Origin of the sequence: Pseudomonas sp. GM48, from assembly GCF_000282335.1 — a bacterium.
Lineage (GTDB): Bacteria > Pseudomonadota > Gammaproteobacteria > Pseudomonadales > Pseudomonadaceae > Aquipseudomonas.
The window spans coordinates 1-18,033 of record NZ_AKJM01000090.1 but is presented as its reverse complement, the minus strand read 5'-3'; the positions used below and the strand labels follow the sequence as shown (position 1 = coordinate 18,033).

Genomic DNA, 18,033 nt, shown 5'->3' with positions numbered 1-18,033 from the left:
TTGGAAATGATCGCGCCTTCGACGGCCTTATCCAGGTCCGCGTCGTCGAACACGATGAACGGTGCGTTGCCGCCCAGTTCCAGGGACACTTTCTTGATGTCCTTGGCGCATTCCGACATCAGTTGACGACCGATTTCGGTCGAACCGGTGAAGGACAGCTTGCGTACGATCGGGTTGCTGGTCAGTTCGCTGCCGATGTCGCCGGCGCTGCCGGAAACAACGCTGAACACACCAGCCGGGATGCCGGCACGCTGGGCCAGTTCGGCCAGGGCAAAGGCAGAGAACGGAGTTTGCGAAGCAGGCTTGAGCACCATGGTGCAACCGGCGGCCAGGGCCGGGCCGGCTTTACGGGTGATCATCGCGGCCGGGAAGTTCCACGGGGTGATTGCAGCGGTCACGCCGATTGGCTGCTTGATCACGATCAGGCGCTTGTCTGGCTGGTGGCCCGGAATCACGTCACCGTAGATGCGCTTGGCTTCTTCGGCGAACCATTCGATGAAGGAAGCGGCGTAAACGATTTCGCCCTTGGCTTCGGCCAATGGCTTGCCTTGTTCCAGGGTCATCAGGCGAGCCAGATCGTCCTGGTTCTCGATGATCAGCTCGAACCAGCGACGCAGCTTGTTCGCACGTTCTTTGGCGGTCAGTGCACGCCAGGCCGGCAGCGCTTTGTCAGCAGCTTCGATCGCACGGCGGGTTTCGGCAGCGCCCATTTTCGGCACGGTGCCCAGAATTTCGCCCGTTGCCGGGTTGTTGACTTTGATCGTCTGACCATTGTCCGCATCGACCCAAGCGCCATCGATGAAGGCTTGCTGGCGGAACAACTGAGTGTCTTTAAGCTGCATGACGTTTCCTTTTCTGAATGAGGGGTTGGCGAGCGTTGGCTTAAACCAAAGCACTACGTCTTTTCAGCTCATGGTTCAGAATGAAATCGTTCTCGGAATAATCCACCGGGCAATCGATAACGTGCACACCCGGCTCACTGATGCAGCGCTGCAGTAGCGGCAAGAAGCCTTCGGCGCTTTCCACCCGGTGGCCCTTGGCACCATAGCTTCGCGCATACATGACGAAATCCGGGTTGCCGTAGTCCAGCCCAAAATCAGTGAACCCCATGTTGGACTGCTTCCAACGGATCATGCCGTAGCCATCATCGCGTAGGATGATGACCGTCAGGTTCATCTTCAAACGTACAGCGGTTTCCAGCTCCTGGCTGTTCATCATGAAGCCGCCGTCACCGCACACAGCTACCACAGGACGATCCGGATAGACCAAATGTGAAGCCATCGCCGAAGGCAGGCCCGCACCCATCGTTGCCAAGGCATTGTCTAACAGTACGGTGTTGGGTTTATGTGCCTTGTAGTTGCGCGCGAACCAGATTTTGTAGATGCCGTTATCCAGAGCCACGATGCCTTCGGAGGGCATGGCACGACGCACGTCGGCGACAAAGCGCTGCGGGTAGATCGGGAAACGGTTGTCGTCCGCGCCCTCGATCACTTGGGCCTCGTTGGATTCACGGATCGTCATAAGGCGGGTGAAGTCCCAGTGTGAAGTGTCATTCAAGGACTCGCCAATCTGCCAAACAGCATTGGCGATATCGCCGATCACTTCGACCTGTGGGAAGTACACCGGATCGACCTCGGCGGAGCGGAAGTTGATGTGGATGACTTCGGTGCCGCCACGGACCATGAAAAATGGCGGTTTCTCAATCACGTCGTGGCCAATGTTTACGATCAGATCAGCCGCCTCGACAGCACGGTGCACGAAGTCGCCGGAAGACAGTGCGGCATTGCCAAGGAAGCGTGGATGACGCTCATCTACCACACCTTTGCCCATCTGAGTGGTGACAAAAGGGATGCCGGTCTTGTCGATCAGTTGCTTGAGTACCTTGGCAGTCATCTTGCGATTGGCGCCGGCACCAATCACCAGGATCGGGCTACGGGCTGTCTGCAATTTCTCGACTGCGGCCTCGATGGCCTTGTGTTCGGCCAGCGGGCGACGATGCAGGCTCGGAGGAATTGGCCGGCTTTCGGTCTGCTCCGCGGCGATGTCCTCGGGAAGTTCAAGATGAACCGCTCCGGGCTTCTCTTCCTCAGCAAGGCGGAAGGCTTCACGCACACGCGAGGGAATGTTGTCAGCGGACGCCAACTGGTGGGTGTACTTGGTCAGCGGTTGCATCATCCCAACAACATCGAGAATCTGGAAACGGCCCTGCTTGGACTTTTTGATTGGCTTCTGCCCTGTAATCATGAGCATTGGCATTCCACCCAAGTAGGCATAGGCGCCAGCAGTGACCAGGTTCGTAGCACCAGGGCCAAGGGTCGATAAGCTGACTCCCGTTTTGCCGGTTAACCGGCCATAGGTTGCCGCCATGAAACCAGCCGATTGCTCATGTCGAGTGAGAACGAGCCGGATGTTGGAGCGCCTGAGTGATTCAAGTAAATCCAGGTTCTCTTCACCAGGAATCCCGAACACGAACTCTACGCCCTCATTCTCGAGGCACTGCACTACGACGTCTGAAGCCTTGAGCATTTCACTCTCCTCTAAAATCATGTATCTGTGCTTGAGGTGCAACCTTGGACAATTCACTTACGATGGCGGGGAACCTAACGACTTCGCCAACGTTGCGCATTCTGATGGTAAATGTCTTTTCACAACTTTTCGGATCAAACACCGGCATTTGGCTTCCAGCCTCCCTGACCATCGCAAGGGAGGCCAGCAGTCGCGGCGCGATATGGACACAAAACGGTGTCGGTTCCATTCGGCGACCTACCAGCGTAAACAACCTGTCACCATAGTCGTTTCGTAACCGCTTGAGCGACCCGCTGACGGCTGCCTGCGTAACACCCAGATTCTGCGCCGCAATTGAAGCGGAGTGGTCTCGCCACAACGCCTCAAAGGTATAGAGCAGATTTAGATCTTTCATCACAACGCCCTGACTGACATTCAGAAACCAAAACACTGCACTTGCCAGCAAAGCGTCGTGGGCTTCGACCGGCAAGTGCAGTAAAGCTGGAATTCTTGAGTGTTATGCGGACGCGTGGATAACTCAACGTCGTGTCAGGTCCAGCGCCACATCGACGATCATGTCCTCTTGCCCACCGACCATTTTTCGCCGTCCCAATTCGACCAGGATGTCGACGGTACGCAACCCATAGCGCTGGGCCGCCGCTTCGGCATGACGCAGGAAGCTGGAGTAAACGCCTGCATAACCCAGCGCCAGCGTCTCGCGATCTACCCGCACCGGACGGTCCTGCAGCGGACGGATGATGTCATCGGCGGCATCCATCAAGGTGTAGAGGTCGGTGCCATGATTCCAGCCAAGTCGCTCGGCGGCAGCGATGAACACCTCCAATGGCGCGTTGCCCGCCCCCGCCCCCATGCCAGCCAGGCTGGCGTCAATGCGGTCACAGCCCTCTTCCACCGCGACGATGGAGTTAGCCACGCCCAGGCTTAAGTTGTGGTGGGCGTGCATGCCGGTTTCGGTTTCCGGCTTGAGCACCGCCTTGAACGCACGGAAACGCTCGCGGACGTCCTGCATGTTCATCGCCCCACCGGAGTCGGCCATGTACACGCAGGTCGCGCCGTAGCTCTCCATCAACTTGGCTTGGGCGGCCAACTGCTCGGCCGGAATCATGTGGCTCATCATCAGGAAACCGACAGTGTCCATGCCCAGCTCGCGGGCATATTCGATGTGCTGTTTCGACACATCGGCCTCGGTGCAATGAGTGGCGATGCGCACCACCCGGGCACCGGCGTTGTAGGCGGCTTTCAGGTCATGCACGGTGCCAATGCCAGGCAACAACAAGGTAGTGATCTTGGCGTGGCTGATCACATCGGCGGCGGCTTCGATCCATTCCAGGTCGGTGTGGGCGGCGAAGCCGTAGTTGAAGCTCGACCCTTGCAGGCCATCACCGTGCGCCACTTCGATCGAATCGACCTTGGCTTTGTCCAAGGCGCGGGCGATGTCCTGCACGTTCTGCAGCGAATACTGGTGACGAATCGCGTGGCTGCCGTCGCGCAGGGTTACGTCGGAGATGTAGAGTTTTTTGCCGGGATTGAAAGTCATGACGGTCTCCTCAGGCGTTGAGCATCGACTGTGCCATGCGCTCGGCGGTGGCCAAGGCAGCGGAAGTCATGATGTCGAGGTTGCCGGCATAGGCTGGCAGGTAGTGGGCGGCGCCTTCGACTTCGAGGAACACTGAGGTCTTGAGACCGGAGAACTTGCCAAGACCCGGTATGTTCAGTGGTGCGTCTTCAGGGATGACGTCGAACTGGACTTTTTGCTTTAGGCGATAGCCCGGCACATAGGCCTGTACGGCGGCCGCCATCTCTTCGATGGAGGCCTCGACCAGTGCCTGATCAGCGGCTTCGGACAGCACAAACACCGTGTCACGCATCATCAGCGGCGGTTCGGCCGGGTTCATTACGATGATCGCCTTGCCCTTGGCTGCGCCGCCGATCGCTTCGATAGCCTTGGAGGTGGTTTCGGTGAATTCGTCGATGTTGGCACGAGTGCCGGGACCCGCGGACTTGCTGGCGATCGAGGCGACGATTTCGGCGTAGTGCACCTTGGCCACGCGTGATACCGCTGCGACCATGGGGATGGTCGCCTGGCCACCGCAGGTGACCATGTTGACGTTGAGTTGGCCGAGATTCTGTTCCAGATTGACCACCGGCACGCAATACGGGCCGATGGCTGCTGGTGTCAGGTCGATCAGACGGATACCGGGTTTGATCGAGCGCAGGAAGGCGTCGTTCTTCACGTGGGCGCCGGCTGAGGTGGCATCGAAGACGAAATCGATGTCCTTGAATTCGTCCATGCGGGTCAGGCCTTCAACACCTTCATGGGTCACCGCCACGCCCATGCGTTGGGCGCGGGCCAAACCATCAGAGGTCGGGTCGATGCCGACCATGGCGGCCATTTTCAGGTGCTTGCCGTGACGCAAAATCTTGATCATCAGGTCAGTGCCGATGTTGCCCGAGCCGATGATTGCGACGCTGATTGGATTGCTCATTGTTATTGTGTCCTGTCGTTGCACACAGCCTGGGATCAGGCGTTACCACGCCGGCGTTCGGCAAGGGTCTTGCCACCCGCAGCCCACTGGGTTTCGGGAATCTCTTGAAGCAGCACGCGTACGCTATCTACGGGCACATCGAGGCTTTGCGCGATGGCCTGGGTGACGTTGAGCAACAGTGCATGCTTCTTCTCTTCACTGCGTCCTTCGGCGAGGTGGATCATGGCGATAGGCATGGTCGATAGCTCCGGATCAACGCTGGCTGGACGAAGTGAAGCGCATGGAGACGCTGCCCAGATGCTGGTAGCGGACGGTGATGTTGTCCCCGGCAGCAACGGCAATGGCCTCGGTGATGCCTCCGGTCATGATGAAGCAGCCCGCCGGCAGTTCACGACCCTTGGCACCGAGCATGTTGGCCAGCATGGCGACGCTCTGCGCCGGGTGCCCGAGCACCGCGGCGCCGGCACCGGTGGCGACTACTTCGCCGTTCTTTTCCAGCACCACACCCAGGCATTTAAGGTCAATGCCCTGCACGCCACTCATTTGTCCGCCGGTGACAAAGCGTGCCGAAGAGGTGTTGTCGGCAATGACGCTCTTGAGATCGAAGCGGAAGTTCTCGTAGCGCGAGTCGATCACTTCAACTGCCGGCAAAATAAAATCGGTAGCCGCCAATACATCGCCAACATGCACGCCCGGTCCCTTGAGCGGATGCTTGAGGACAAAGGCGATCTCGGCCTCGACCTTGGGATGGATCAAGCCGTCAACATCGATAGCCGCGCCGTCCAGGCAAGAGCCGTAGTCCGTAAGGAAGCCGTGGATCGGGTCAGTGACCCCCATTTGCTTCATTTTTGCGAAAGAGGTCAGGCCCATTTTCAGGCCAGCGATACGTACACCGCGAGACTCCTTGCGTTGGCGAATGGTGTCCTGGATGGCGTAGGCGTCTTCCCAGTCCATGTCAGGGTGGGCGTCGGTAATCTTGGCCACCGCCTCGCGGTTGAGCTCGGCGTTTTCCAGGTGTTCGGCCAGTTGGGCGATAGTGCTTGCAGAGAGATTCATAAAGGTTTCCTTCAAACGAAACGAACAGAAGCCGAGCCGATGCCGCCCAGGCTGATGCGCAATTGATCACCGGCCTTGACCGGTACCATGGCCGCCAGTGAACCAGAGAGAATGACTTCGCCCTTATTCAGGCCAATGCCAAGTTCACCGAGTTTGTTAGCCAGCCAGGCCACGGCATTCGCCGGATGGCCGAGGGCCGCAGCACCGGCGCCGGTGGCAACCACTTCACCGTTCTTTTCCAGGGTCATGCCGACACAGGCCAGGTCAACGTCACGCGGGGACACGCCCTGCCCGCCCAGGACGAACGCCCCGGCGGAGGCGTTGTCGGCGACGGTGTCCTGGATGCGGATCTTCCAGTCACGGATGCGCGAATCGACGATCTCGAAGCACGGCATCACATAGTCAGTGGCCCGTAAAACATCAGCCACGGTGATACCGGGGCCATGCAGGTCTTCCTTGAGCACGAACGCGATTTCGCCTTCGGCCTTGGGTGCGATCAAACCGTCGATGGCGATGGCGGCGCCGTCGGCATAGAGCATGTCCGAGAGCAGATGACCGAAGTCCGGCTGATCGACGCCGAGCATGTCCATCACTACTTTGCTCGTGACGCCGATCTTTTTTCCGATGACCCGCTGGCCGTCGTCAAGGCGTCGCTGGATCATCGCCAGCTGTACCTCATAGGCCTGCTCCAGGGTCATGTCCGGGTAGGTGTCGGTCAGCGGCGCCAGAGCCTGGCCGTTGCTGAGGGCCTGGTGTAGTTGCTGGCCGAGTACGTGGATCTCTTGTTTATTCATGAATGGCTCCTTACAGCCGCACGCAGACGTTGCGCAGTTCGGTGTAGAACTCAAGCGAATGCACGCCCCCCTCACGGCCGATACCCGACTGCTTGGCACCGCCGAAAGCGGTACGCAGGTCGCGCAGGAACCACGAGTTGATCCAGCAGACACCCACGTCCAGCGCGCTACCCAGGCGATGGGCGACCTGCAGGTTGCTAGTCCACACACTGGCAGCCAGGCCATAGGGTGTGTCGTTAGCCAGGCGGACGACTTCTTCTTCGGTATCAAAGGGGGCGATGTGGCAAACCGGACCGAAAATTTCCTCGCGCACCACGGCCGACGTTTCCGAAAGGCCGGTCCAGATCGTCGGTTCGAACCAAGCCCCTTCGGCCAAGTGCTCCGGTACCTGGGCGATGCCACCGCCGTGGACCACCGTGGCACCGTCGGCGACTGCCTGACGGCAATAAGAGAGGATTTTTTCGCGGTGACCGAGCGAGATCACCGGCCCCATGGTGCTGTCGTGCTGGTTCGGGTCACCCACTTTGATGCCTTCGGCGTGGGCCTTGAACGCAGCGACAAAACGCTCGAACAGCGGACGTTGGACGTAGATGCGCTCGGTACCCAGGCAGACCTGGCCACTGTTCTCGAACACGGCGCGCCCCAGTCCTTTGACGGCTTTTTCCAGGTCCGCATCGGCAAAAACGATGCCTGCGTTCTTGCCGCCCAGTTCCAGCGATACCGGGCGGATACCCTTGGCTGCGGCCTTCATGATGATCTCGCCCGTGCCGGTTTCACCGGTGAAGGTGACGCCATTGACCTCTGGGTGAGCGGTGAGGAAGGCACCGGCCGAGTCACCGCCGAAACCATGCACCACGTTGTACACACCCGGTGGCACGCCGGCTTCATTCATGACTTCGGCGAGCAGAGTGGCAGTGGCCGGGGTCTCTTCGGAGGGTTTGACCACCACAGTATTGCCACAGGCCAGGGCCGGCCCAACCTTCCAGGTCATCAGCAACAGCGGCAGATTCCAGGGACAAACAACAGCGATGACGCCACGTGGTGCTCGCACGCTGTAGTTCACCGCCTTGCCACCATCAGGGGTGTCCATCACGAAGCTTTCAGTCGGCACATTCTTGATCAGGTCGGCGAACACCTTGAAGTTGGCCGCGCCACGGGGAATGTCCAAGTGCCCGGCGAGTGCGCGGGGTTTGCCGGTATCGGCCACTTCCGCAGCCACAAACTCTTCATGGCGACGTTCGATGCCCTCCGCCACTTTGTGCAACAGGGCCGTTCGCTGGGCGACAGTCATGCTGCCCCAAGGGCCTTTCAATGCAGCTTGCGCAGCTCGCACGGCGGCGTCTACCTCAGCTTTGCCGGCCTCGTGCACCAAGCCGATCAGGCTGTTATCGGCCGGGTTGCGGTTTTCGAAGGTACGGGTGCTACTCACCCATTCACCATTGATGAAATGGCGGAATTCTTTAGCAGGCATAAGGTGTTCCTTCTTTTTCTAGTTGGCTGGAGCGCTGGCTTCGGGATCACCCGCCGTCAGGTATTCCCACATACGTTCGTAAATTCGGCCGCTGGTGACAGCCCGTCGCGCGCAGGCCTGTGGGTCGAGTACCGGCCCTTGGGTGGCAAGACCTGCGCTGTGCAGTTGCAACTCAATCCGCGCGGCGTCTTCCAGATACCAGGTCAGCGTCAACGCTTCGATCAGTGACGCGCCAACGACGATGGCGCCGTTGCCACGCATGACCAGCGCATTCCCCTGCCCTAATTGATTGGCCAAGGCGCTGGCTTGCTCGTCGCTGCGCAGCAGTTGCGGGTCGTCCCACAGCGGGATTGGCTGCTGAAAGTAGCTGCCCATGCCATGGCGCGGTTGAGGTGTGAGGCTTGCGCATGACAGGGTCATGACCTGGGCAGGCATGCTTCGGATCACGGCGTGGACGTCTGGGCGCCGACGATATATTTGCTGGTGGATACGAACCTCACCCAGCACGCCGTCGGGCAACTCACCTTTGACCGGTACCACGATTCCTGGCTCGCCCGGCTGGATCAAACCCATCGGTTGCGCGGCGCAGACCAGAAAGTGCTCGTCATCCAGACGCAGGCTGCAGTGCCCGTAGGCATGCACCAGACCCGCACGGGCCAAAGCGCGCGCAGCCATGCGCACCTGCGACTGCTCCTCGCGGCCGGGTATTGGCAAGCGACTCACGATTTGAATTCCGGAATGTCAGGCTTCGCACCCCAGGCGCAGAATCCCGCACCCTCCGCCGGAAACTGCCGAGGCTGGTGGGTTGCATCATTCTCTGGAGAGATCAGGCTGACCCCTGTCGAGTATTCGTAGGTCATGCCATCAGGTCCCTCGAAATAGAGGAACATCGCGCCCGAGGTAGGGTGGCGTCCCGGACCAAAGAGAATCCGAATGCCCCGTTCAACCAGGAAGTAGTAGGCGCGCATCAAGTCATCGACGGTTTCCACCTGGTGGTTGATGTGTTGCACGCCGGGATGGGAGGAAGGGAACAAGGCGATCTTGTGATGGATCTCGTCGATACGCAGCAGCGGCGCCTCGCCAATTCGGTCACTGACCCTGGCGTTTGCCAGCTGAGTCCAGAACAGTTCGTCACGCCGGGCATTCATTGTGCGCAAGCCAATATGGCTGAAACCGGTGATACCGGCATCGCGACTCGGGAAATAGCGTCGCCCGCTGGCATGGGGACGCAAAACCAGTTCGATGTTGTTGCCGCTTGGATCCTTGAAGCGAATGAAGTCGTCGACATAGCGCACTTCAGTGTCTGCACGCGAGCCATGCTGTACGTTGAATTCATTACGCTCGAGCAAGACTGCCGCGTCCTCAAGGTCTTGGGCAGTCCTTATTTCGAACGCCGTCGTGGTTTCTTGCGGGTCACCCTCGTAGTAGCAAAGCGTGTGGTCGCGACTGTCCGATCGGAAGTAGACCGCACCATTGGCTTCGCGGGCGATCTGCAATCCGAGCACCTGGGTGGCGTAGCGACGTGCTTCGTCCAGATTCGCGGTGCCCAGCCGTACGTATCGAATGTCATGCAGGTTGATCATGAGGGATGTCCTCTTATTTATTGTTGTCTGGGACTCATCTTCCCGTCGCCAAGTAAATAAAAGAAGCAAATATTAGTTATTCGCACTATCTGAAATATTTATAGGTTTATAACCCTCTGCAGCCAGTTTTTGGGGGGCAAAAAAATGCCCCGTATCCGTAGATACGAGGCATGGGAACCTACAAATCAGATCAACCGATGGCCTGCTTTCCAATGTCTGCAGTGCCTGCCTGCGTACTCACCTCGCTCACTGTTTTATTCCTTGGCATGGAGATCACAAACAATGCGGAGATGACGTAGAACCCGGCGCACACCATCAGTCCCGCCGCCAGGCTATAAAAGCTGGCAATACCACTGAGCAGCACGGGGGCAAAAGCCGCCAGGCCTCGACCCACGTTGAAACAGAAACCCGCCCCAAGCGTTCGCACCCGGATGGGATACATTTCGCTGAAGTAAGAACCGAACAACCCGGCGAACACCATGAAAAATGCGTACCCCGCCCCTATCCAGATCAGCGATTGGGTCTGGGTGGTATAGACATAGACCAGCGCCATCATGGATGTCAGCAACAGCGATATAACAATCGTAAGCCGCTTGCCAATGCGATCGGCGATGAAGCCGAATACGTTCAGGCCAAAGAAATTCCCGAGATGGAGTACCGCCATAAAGCTGGTCATCGACGCCAGACTCAAGCCACGGTCCTGTATCAGGTAGGTGGGCAGCCACGTGCTGACGCCCCAGGAACCAAGCAACGCAAAGCTGGCTGCAAGAGACCCCAGCAGGGTGTAACGAAGTAGTTCAGGCGAAAAAATCTCCCTGACCGATATCCGCTGCGCAGTAGTGCCCTGTGTATTGCGCTGAGCCTTCCAGGCCGGCGATTCCGGAATCAGAAAAAATACATAAATGATCGGCAGTATCACCGAGGCACCGGACACGAAAAACATCAAACGCCATTCCGGCAGCATGAACTTTGCAGCCAGCGCAGCCACGATGGCGCCAACTGGGAAGGCACTGATCACGAAGGATATGGCTCTAGCGCGTTGCTTGGGCGGCCACGTTTCTACGATATAAGCTGAGAGGATCGTCCATACCCCGCCAAGGCCAAGACCAGAGACAAACCTCAGGCCCGCCATTACGTAGAGATCATGAGCGAATGCAAAGAAACAGGTCAGTGCGCCGAAGATCGCCAGCGATGCAATCAATGCCTTGCGCCGACCGAAGTTGTCGGAGTACCAACCTGTGGCAACGCCGCTCACACCAATACCCAGCAATGTAGCGCTAGCCAGCGCACCCACCTCATGGAGGCTGAAACCCAGGTCCTGGCGGATAACCGGCAGAGCGAGCGTTAGCAGGATGATCTCCATCGCATCAAAAAGGTAGGCGATGAATCCGCCGATCAGTACATGCCACTTGGATATTCCAGTCACGATTTCACCTGCTTTTAATTATTGGACAGTGATGTTCGTTCCGCAGGCCGCCATGTTGTTTATGGCGGCCCTGGAAAGAGGCAAAGTTCAGAATCGGTAAACGGCCTGCAGCCAGAATTTATTACCTTCGGCACGGTTCTCGACCAGCATTTCGTGCTGCACTTTCATGACAAACCCGATTGCCGGGGTTTGGTATTTGATCGAGGGGCCGATTGCAACGACCCGACCACGGTTACCATCCAGGTACGTCTGACCATTCTTCTCATCATCGCTGAGCTGCTTATACGCATAGCCGTTCACGCCCACTTGCCATTCGGGAGTGATGTTGTAGCCAATGTTGTAGTCGGCGTTGAACTCACGGCCGGAGCGATAGTGGGTAGCGGAGTTCTCACCATTGAACATATAAATGAGCTTGGCGCTCACCTCCAGTTTCTCCAATGGATAGGCGGTAAACGAGTACCATGGCCCGTAAGCCCAGTAGTTTCGACCTGGATTGAAAAGGCGGTCCTTGTCATAGGACCCGATGGGCGCAAATATATCCAGCGCGAATAATTGGCTGTACCGTGGAGAGCTCCACCCCAATACAAATGGAGTTACCGTCAAATCGCCGACGCCTTCTTGGTGATCGCTGCGATGAACTCGACCAGCAGGTGTATCGACATCGAACTTGACGTCGCCCTTGACCAAGGGCAAGGCAATGCGACTGGCCAGCTTGGCACCCAAAATCGAGTAATCTTGGTAGACGTAATCCACTCGCATCGACAGTGCTTGAACATCAAGGTCAAAGTTGTGAATACCTTGCTTTTGATTGCCATCACCATCCAGCGTTTTATTCGCGCTGTAGTCGGACAAGTAGAAAAACTCGGTAAAGCCTGGTGGTGGCATCTTTCCCGCGAGGACCGTATTCACACCCAGTGGGTATGAGGTGCCGCCGCCTTCTGTTGCCTGGGCAAGCGGAACGAAAAAAAGACCTATACAGAGAGTACTGATCCAAGCGTTTGGCGCGCGATGGTTTTTTGATTTTAGTGTGTTCATCTCATGTTCCATTTTTATTTTTGTATTGCGGAGGAGAATTTGTTTTTTGAAACTTTCAGCCCTAGCGTTACTTAAAAACGACAGGCAAATTTCAGGCGCAGCGATACGCACCGTCATTTGTCAGGACGCTGCAAACAGTTGAGTTATTCAACGGCCGGGCATTGATTGCCCGGCCTTCAGCAAGGTGTTACCGAATAGTGGTTTCCAGCTCGCCGAGCCCTTCGATGCAGACTTTCAATACATCGCCGCGGTCCAGGAATGTGTGGCTTTCCATGCCCACGCCCGCCGGTGTTCCCGTCAACAGAACATCACCGGGAAACAGATCGATGGTCTGGCTCAGATAGGAAATCTGCTCTGCAATGCCGTACATATGGTTGCGGGTATTGGAATCCTGTACCCACACACCATTCCTCGACAGCTTGATATCCAGGTTCTCGGGATCTTTGACAAATTGTGCCGGCGTCAGGTACGGGCCCAGCGGGCAAGAACCCGTGAAGCATTTGTGGCCAATCCAGTCGAAGCGAAACGGCGAGCTGGGGTCGACTTGCTCGCGACGCAGTCGATCACGCGCGGACAGGTCATTGGCGCAGGTGTAACCCGCCACATAATCGAGCGCCTCTTCAATGGAGACACGCGACGCTCGTTTACCGATCACCACCGCCAACTCGGCTTCCCAATCGAGCATGCGGACCCCTGTCGGAAAGTCTACCGCTTGCTTGTGTGCGACCAGACTGCCGCGGCCGGGCTTGATGAAATGCCAGGGAGCAATGCCCTCGCTGCGCGGATCCAGCGACAGTTTCATGTTGAACGCACGAGCCATGGCTTCGACATGGTCTCGATAGTTTGCGCCCGCGCAATAGATCGTGCCTGGACGTTCCAGAAACGGAGCAAAGTGCAACGTGGCAAGATCAAGTCGCTGCGACTCATACTGCGCTGGCGCTTCAAACACTGCCATTGCAAGCTTTTGCAGCTGCGGATTGGACGCTTCCCAGCACTCGAGCAATGCATCGACGGAAGCTGCCGGCAACTCAAGGCCGGTCCTGGCCACAAGCTGACCAAGATCATAGGCGTATTCGCCAACCAGCAGGCCGGTAGCGTTTGACTGGACATCCGTCCGATAGGTGAAAAGCTGATACTTCATGGGGTCACCATCACAGGAGCGAAAAGCGTTGGTTGGAAAAGCTGACGTGGAGCGTGAGGCCGCCTTCCATGAGCAGCCACTTGCGTACATCCACGTCATAAACGCCGTGGGCGATAAAGGGATCTGACTGGACAATGCGCAGAGCTTCGGCATGATCCGCCGCACGCAGAATGCTCATGCCCCCTAGCTCACCAGGGAAAGTCTGATCCGAGACAAAGGGCCCGGAAGCGAATAACTCGCCGCGTTGTTGCGCCAGAATCGCCCACTTCAAGTGGGCGTCCAGCAGCTCTGGTACGCGGGTCAGATCCCGTGGCGTACGCATGACCACGAACAGTGGCTTGTTCAACATCCCTGCCAGCAGTTCCTTGGTCGTAGAGCTATCACTCATCACGCGCCGCCTCGAAATTCTGAATGAAGGCTTCAGGAGGTGGATTGGTTGCCCACACGGCGATCAGGTCTGGTGGTGCCCCGTCGATAGCCAGCCATTCACTGTCATCTTCGGGAATGACATCGATGTCCCAGAAGTATTCGACCATGCTGTCCCAAGGGTCGCGGATGTAATGAAAGTAATTGGAACCGGCCACATGTCGTCCAAGGCCAAAAGCGCTTTCGTAGCCCAGGCTCATCAGGTGTTGAGCGCCCAATTCGATCTCATCAATACCCATCACCTCAAAACTGAGATGATGCAGACCGCTATGGCTGCTCTTGGCCAGGCCCATTACGTGGTGATCGCCGCCACAGCCACAACGCAGAAAGGCGATCTTGTCCCCCGCGCGATCAGAGACTTTCATCCCTAGCACCCGGGTATAGAAATCAATCGAACGATCCACATCGGGGGTGAATTTGATCAAGTGACCCAAGCGCAACGGCGTCACTCGACGCAACTTCGAGGCTGGTGTGCACCCGCGCTGACCGATGCGGCGGTAACGGCCCGGGGTGTTCAACTCTGGCGTCGGCAAAGGCGCTACCGGCATGGAGTCGGCGTCGGTTACATGAACCCAATCGCCGGATGGATCACGAAACCACAATCCGTCTTGCCCGATATCAAACGGTGCTGGATGGATGACCACACCGTGGTAGCTGAGGCTTTCTCGAATAGTCTGCAAGCCCTCAGCATCGGTACCAAACGAGACATAACTCAGGCGCTTTGTGGTGCCGGGCATCAGTCGCACTTGATCCTGGGCGCGCCCTTTGCAGCGCAACACCAAATGCTCACCTGCCATGCGGGCTTCGAGCCCGACAGCTTCGTAGAAGGAGCGACCTACTTCCAGATCCGGAACAGTCACGCCTACGTGTTGTAGAGAACGAATCATCTTGGATGCTCCTACTTAACGAATAGGGGAAAAGGGTGCGGCGCTCAACAGCTCAACCTGCTGGGCAACCACCAGATGACCGTTCTTACCAAGGAACGTACGCCATCTTGGATCGCTGGACAGCGCCGCGCGGCGTTGGGCTCGGTCCTCGTAGCTGGAATATCCCCACAACTGAATCACCCGATTGATGTCCCCCGTTTCCGGCTTGAAATACCCGATCAAATTGCCCAGTGCCTCGCCCTGAAGTGGCAGCCCCTCCTCCTCGTAAGCACGCAGGAATTCGTGCAGCGCGCCAGGCTTGAGTTGATAGGTACGTTGTTCAATCAGCATGTTGTTTTCTCTTTTTTGGAAGGTGCCTGGGAGTCGGCCTGGGAGTCGGCTTCGATCAACTTGATCACTGCCGAGATATCTTCTTCACCGATGCCTTCTTCGATAGCCCTTAGAAAGTAGGGCTTGGCGGCATTGAACAAAGGCGCGGCGCTACCGAGTTCCTCGGACAGCTCACTGGCCATGTCGATGTACTTTTCCAGCGTGGCGAAAGGTCCTGGCGCCGGTAGGAAATGACGATCAGCCATAATCGGTGCTCTTGCGCTGAACATCGTTGAGCCACCCGCACTTTGGCGTATCACCTCAACCACCTGCTGTGCGCTGAACCCTGCTTTAACACCAAGGTTCAGCGCCTCGGCTGCGGCCAGGGTGTGAATAGTCACCAGATAGTTGGCGATCAATTTCATCGCGACCGCGCACCCAAACCCACCGATGTGGAACTGGATGTCGGCGATCGCATCGAGCACAGGCTTGCAGTGCTCCACCAGGTCAGGGTCACCGCCCAGAAACAAGGAAGCCTTGCGTAGGGAAACCATGGATGGAGTACCACTGACCTCCGCTTCCAACACCCGTGCACCACGTTGTTCGATTCGCTGAGCCATTCGTTGCTTGAAGGCTTTGTGATAGGTGCCGATCTCGATGAGCGTGTGCTGCGGCCCTATGGACTGAAGCAGGCCATCAGGCCCCTCCATGATTTCCATGTGGGCCACTTCGCTGGGCAGGCAAGTGAGGATGAAGTTTGATTGCGCCGCTACGGCGGCTGGGCTTTCGAGCGCGATGCCACCCTGACGGATGAAGGCCTCGCGATCTCGACGTCGGTAACCGACAACGCGAAATCCGGCCGCAAGCAGGTTGGTTGCGATAGGAAGGCCAAGCTGGCCGATTCCCACCATACCGATGGTTATCACAGGCATTTTTCGCCTCTCTTGTTGTTGTTCTTTTACGCAAAGCTTGAAGCTCGGCTAGGCGCTAACCTAGGCGCAGCCGTGCTTGGGAGCAAACAGCCCGGGTTATGAATAAGTAGAAGCAAGCGTTATACGAAGGTGTTGGAGTGGGCTCGATGTCTCAGCCAGAAGACTGAAATCGATGATGAATACGAGGAGACAGCAATCGACTTGGAGTGGACGATTACCTGTTATGACGAGGACTACTCCGCCTTGAGCTATGTGCTGGATGTTGCAAGAACGCTCAACATTGGCAGCGTCATCCAACTGATGCCAAAGCTGCAAGATCCCAAGAACCTGTTCTCGTTGCTGCAGCCGTCAGCAGCAACCGATGCAAGGCTTCGGGCTTATCCACTCGACACTTCAAGGCGTTCACCTCGCGGCCCCTCCGGTTGCCAGGCGCAACCCTGAACCATCCCTCGGTCGTTTGAGCCTTTTTTACAGCGCCATCCGCTGCGCGAACCATCTGGTTCCACATAAACAAACGACGCCTTTGCATAAGAATTCCATGGCTGTTCGCCCAATGCCCGATGGATCTGGCTGATGCCGGATCCATGCTGGCAAGAGGGCTTTCCTCATCCACTATGGAAGACTCGATATGCCACGTTTCATGCTCAGCACGCTGACGCTCGCCCTGGCCTTGACGGCAATGATGCCGGTGGTCAATGCCGCCCCTTTACTCGATCCCACACCTGCACACGCTCGCGCCGACAATCAATCAGGCCAGGCCAATACCTGGCTGGAAATTGATCAGGCCGCCTTCGAAGGAAACATCAGCAAGCTTCAGCAACGGCTGGCGGGTAAAAGCCAGATGTGTGCCGTGATGAAAGCCGACGCTTATGGAAATGGCATCGGTTTACTGATCCCTTCCGCCATCCGGATGGGCATCACCTGTATCGGCGTGGCAAGCAACGAGGAGGCGCGTGTTGCACGGGAAAAAGGCTTCAAGGGACGCCTGATGCGTTTGCGCAACGCTACCGTTGAAGAAGTCGAGAATGCGCTGCGCTACAACATCGAAGAACTGGTCGGCAACCTGGAGGTTGCACGCCAGCTCAATCAACTGGCCACCCGCAAGGGCGTGAAGCTGCCGGTTCACCTGGCGCTGAATTCGGCGGGCATGAGCCGCAACGGTCTGGAAATGAGCACCGCTGAAGGGAAACAACAGGCAGTGGATCTGACCCGGCTGGATCATCTGAATATCGTCGGAATCATGACCCACTTCCCGGTCGAAGAACGAGAGGATGTCCTTCAGGGACTGGCCAAATTCAAGGAGCAGTCCGGCTGGCTGATCGAACACGCCAAACTGGACCGCAGCCGGATCACCCTGCACTGTGCCAATACCTTCACCACCCTTGAGGTGCCGGAAGGATGGCTGGACATGGTTCGCCCGGGGGCTGCGCTTTACGGCTACCCAGTGGGTGGACATAACGAGTTTCAACGGGTGATGCAGTTCAAATCGCGGGTCGCTGCGGTCAACGCCTACCCGGCGGGCAGTACGATCAGCTACGACCGCACCTTTACCCTGAGCAAAGACTCGTTGATCGCCAACATCCCGGCCGGCTACTCCGACGGTTATCGACGAGCGTTCTCCAACAAAGCCTCAGTGCTGATCCACGGCCAACGCGCGCCGGTGATCGGCAAGGTCACCATGAACACGCTGATGGTTGACGTCAGTGGTATCAAGGGCGTGCAGGCGGGAGATGAGGTCGTTTTGTATGGCAAGCAAGGCGATGAAGAGATTACCCAGGCGGAGCTCGAGACCATCAACGGCGCGTTGTTGGCGGACCTGTACACGATCTGGGGCAACTCCAATCCGAAAGTCTTGAAGTCCAGATAAGCGAGACAAAAGAAGGTGCGCGGGCTAGTTGCCAGTCAGTTAAGCAATTTCAGCCGCGACACCCTTTGTAGCAGCTGCCGAGCCCGCGAGGCTG

At 57.5% G+C, this 18,033-nt stretch carries 20 protein-coding genes; 2 read left to right on the top strand and 18 right to left on the bottom strand.

From position 1 onward, the window contains the following. The 18 genes from PMI28_RS12175 to PMI28_RS12255 form a co-directional block, all read right to left on the bottom strand. Positions 1–842 (bottom strand): aldehyde dehydrogenase family protein (locus PMI28_RS12175; protein ID WP_007987892.1); only part of this gene is annotated, 842 nt, incomplete at its 3' end. 40 nt (positions 843–882) lie between these two features. Next, on the bottom strand, positions 883–2,526 hold the full coding sequence (locus PMI28_RS12180; RefSeq protein ID WP_007938271.1) for an acetolactate synthase large subunit: 1,644 nt from the start codon (positions 2,524–2,526) through the stop codon (positions 883–885). Between the two features lies 1 nt (position 2,527). Beyond that, on the bottom strand, positions 2,528–2,920 hold the full coding sequence (locus PMI28_RS0128635; RefSeq protein ID WP_238540698.1) for a LysR family transcriptional regulator: 393 nt from the start codon (positions 2,918–2,920) through the stop codon (positions 2,528–2,530). 123 nt (positions 2,921–3,043) lie between these two features. Continuing rightward, complete coding sequence (dmpG, locus tag PMI28_RS12185; protein ID WP_007987889.1) at positions 3,044–4,063, bottom strand: 4-hydroxy-2-oxovalerate aldolase; 1,020 nt, start codon at positions 4,061–4,063, stop codon at positions 3,044–3,046. Positions 4,064–4,073: 10 nt separating this feature from the next. Next, positions 4,074–5,012, bottom strand: coding sequence for an acetaldehyde dehydrogenase (acetylating) (locus PMI28_RS12190; RefSeq protein WP_007987886.1), 939 nt, complete (start codon positions 5,010–5,012; stop codon positions 4,074–4,076). Positions 5,013–5,047: 35 nt separating this feature from the next. Then, positions 5,048–5,248 carry a 2-hydroxymuconate tautomerase family protein gene (locus PMI28_RS12195; protein ID WP_007971593.1) on the bottom strand — a complete coding sequence of 67 codons (201 nt, stop codon included), beginning with the start codon at positions 5,246–5,248 and terminating at the stop codon, positions 5,048–5,050. 16 nt (positions 5,249–5,264) lie between these two features. Then, entirely contained in the window at positions 5,265–6,068 is an 804-nt protein-coding gene (dmpH, locus tag PMI28_RS12200) for a 2-oxo-3-hexenedioate decarboxylase (RefSeq protein ID WP_007987885.1), read from the bottom strand. Positions 6,069–6,079: 11 nt separating this feature from the next. After that, positions 6,080–6,862, bottom strand: a complete 783-nt coding sequence (dmpE, locus tag PMI28_RS12205) for a 2-oxopent-4-enoate hydratase (protein WP_007987883.1) — start codon at positions 6,860–6,862, stop codon at positions 6,080–6,082. Between the two features lie 10 nt (positions 6,863–6,872). Then, positions 6,873–8,333, bottom strand: coding sequence for a 2-hydroxymuconic semialdehyde dehydrogenase (locus PMI28_RS12210; protein WP_007987881.1), 1,461 nt, complete (start codon positions 8,331–8,333; stop codon positions 6,873–6,875). An 18-nt stretch (positions 8,334–8,351) separates the two neighbouring features. Beyond that, positions 8,352–9,056: a class II aldolase/adducin family protein gene (locus PMI28_RS12215; protein WP_177318971.1), complete on the bottom strand. Its 705-nt coding sequence runs from the start codon at positions 9,054–9,056 to the stop codon at positions 8,352–8,354. Beyond that, positions 9,053–9,916, bottom strand: coding sequence for a VOC family protein (locus PMI28_RS12220; RefSeq protein ID WP_007987876.1), 864 nt, complete (start codon positions 9,914–9,916; stop codon positions 9,053–9,055). Before PMI28_RS12220 ends, PMI28_RS12215 begins: the two co-directional genes overlap by 4 nt. A 190-nt stretch (positions 9,917–10,106) precedes the next feature. Further along, positions 10,107–11,342, bottom strand: coding sequence for an MFS transporter (locus tag PMI28_RS12225; RefSeq protein ID WP_007987874.1), 1,236 nt, complete (start codon positions 11,340–11,342; stop codon positions 10,107–10,109). Positions 11,343–11,429: 87 nt separating this feature from the next. After that, entirely contained in the window at positions 11,430–12,377 is a 948-nt protein-coding gene (locus PMI28_RS12230) for a SphA family protein (RefSeq protein ID WP_007987872.1), read from the bottom strand. A gap of 187 nt (positions 12,378–12,564) precedes the next feature. Beyond that, complete coding sequence (locus PMI28_RS12235) at positions 12,565–13,518, bottom strand: fumarylacetoacetate hydrolase family protein (protein ID WP_007987871.1); 954 nt, start codon at positions 13,516–13,518, stop codon at positions 12,565–12,567. Between the two features lie 10 nt (positions 13,519–13,528). Beyond that, positions 13,529–13,906: a YciI family protein gene (locus PMI28_RS12240; protein WP_007987869.1), complete on the bottom strand. Its 378-nt coding sequence runs from the start codon at positions 13,904–13,906 to the stop codon at positions 13,529–13,531. Further along, a complete protein-coding gene (locus tag PMI28_RS12245; RefSeq protein ID WP_007987867.1) occupies positions 13,899–14,831 on the bottom strand; it encodes a VOC family protein in 933 nt (310 codons plus the stop codon). Before PMI28_RS12245 ends, PMI28_RS12240 begins: the two co-directional genes overlap by 8 nt. A 15-nt stretch (positions 14,832–14,846) precedes the next feature. Beyond that, on the bottom strand, positions 14,847–15,161 hold the full coding sequence (locus tag PMI28_RS12250; RefSeq protein ID WP_007938251.1) for an NIPSNAP family protein: 315 nt from the start codon (positions 15,159–15,161) through the stop codon (positions 14,847–14,849). Further along, positions 15,155–16,072, bottom strand: a complete 918-nt coding sequence (locus PMI28_RS12255) for an NAD(P)-dependent oxidoreductase (RefSeq protein WP_007987865.1) — start codon at positions 16,070–16,072, stop codon at positions 15,155–15,157. The genes PMI28_RS12250 and PMI28_RS12255 overlap by 7 nt, the downstream gene beginning before the upstream one ends. A gap of 201 nt (positions 16,073–16,273) precedes the next feature. Here PMI28_RS12255 and PMI28_RS30535 point away from each other — a divergent pair, with 201 nt between their 5' ends. After that, complete coding sequence (locus PMI28_RS30535) at positions 16,274–16,513, top strand: hypothetical protein (protein ID WP_443200726.1); 240 nt, start codon at positions 16,274–16,276, stop codon at positions 16,511–16,513. A 187-nt stretch (positions 16,514–16,700) separates the two neighbouring features. Then, the gene (alr, locus tag PMI28_RS12260) at positions 16,701–17,939 is read left to right on the top strand and encodes an alanine racemase (protein ID WP_007987863.1); all 1,239 of its coding nucleotides are present in this window, start codon (positions 16,701–16,703) and stop codon (positions 17,937–17,939) included. The last annotated feature ends 94 nt before the right edge of the window (positions 17,940–18,033 follow it).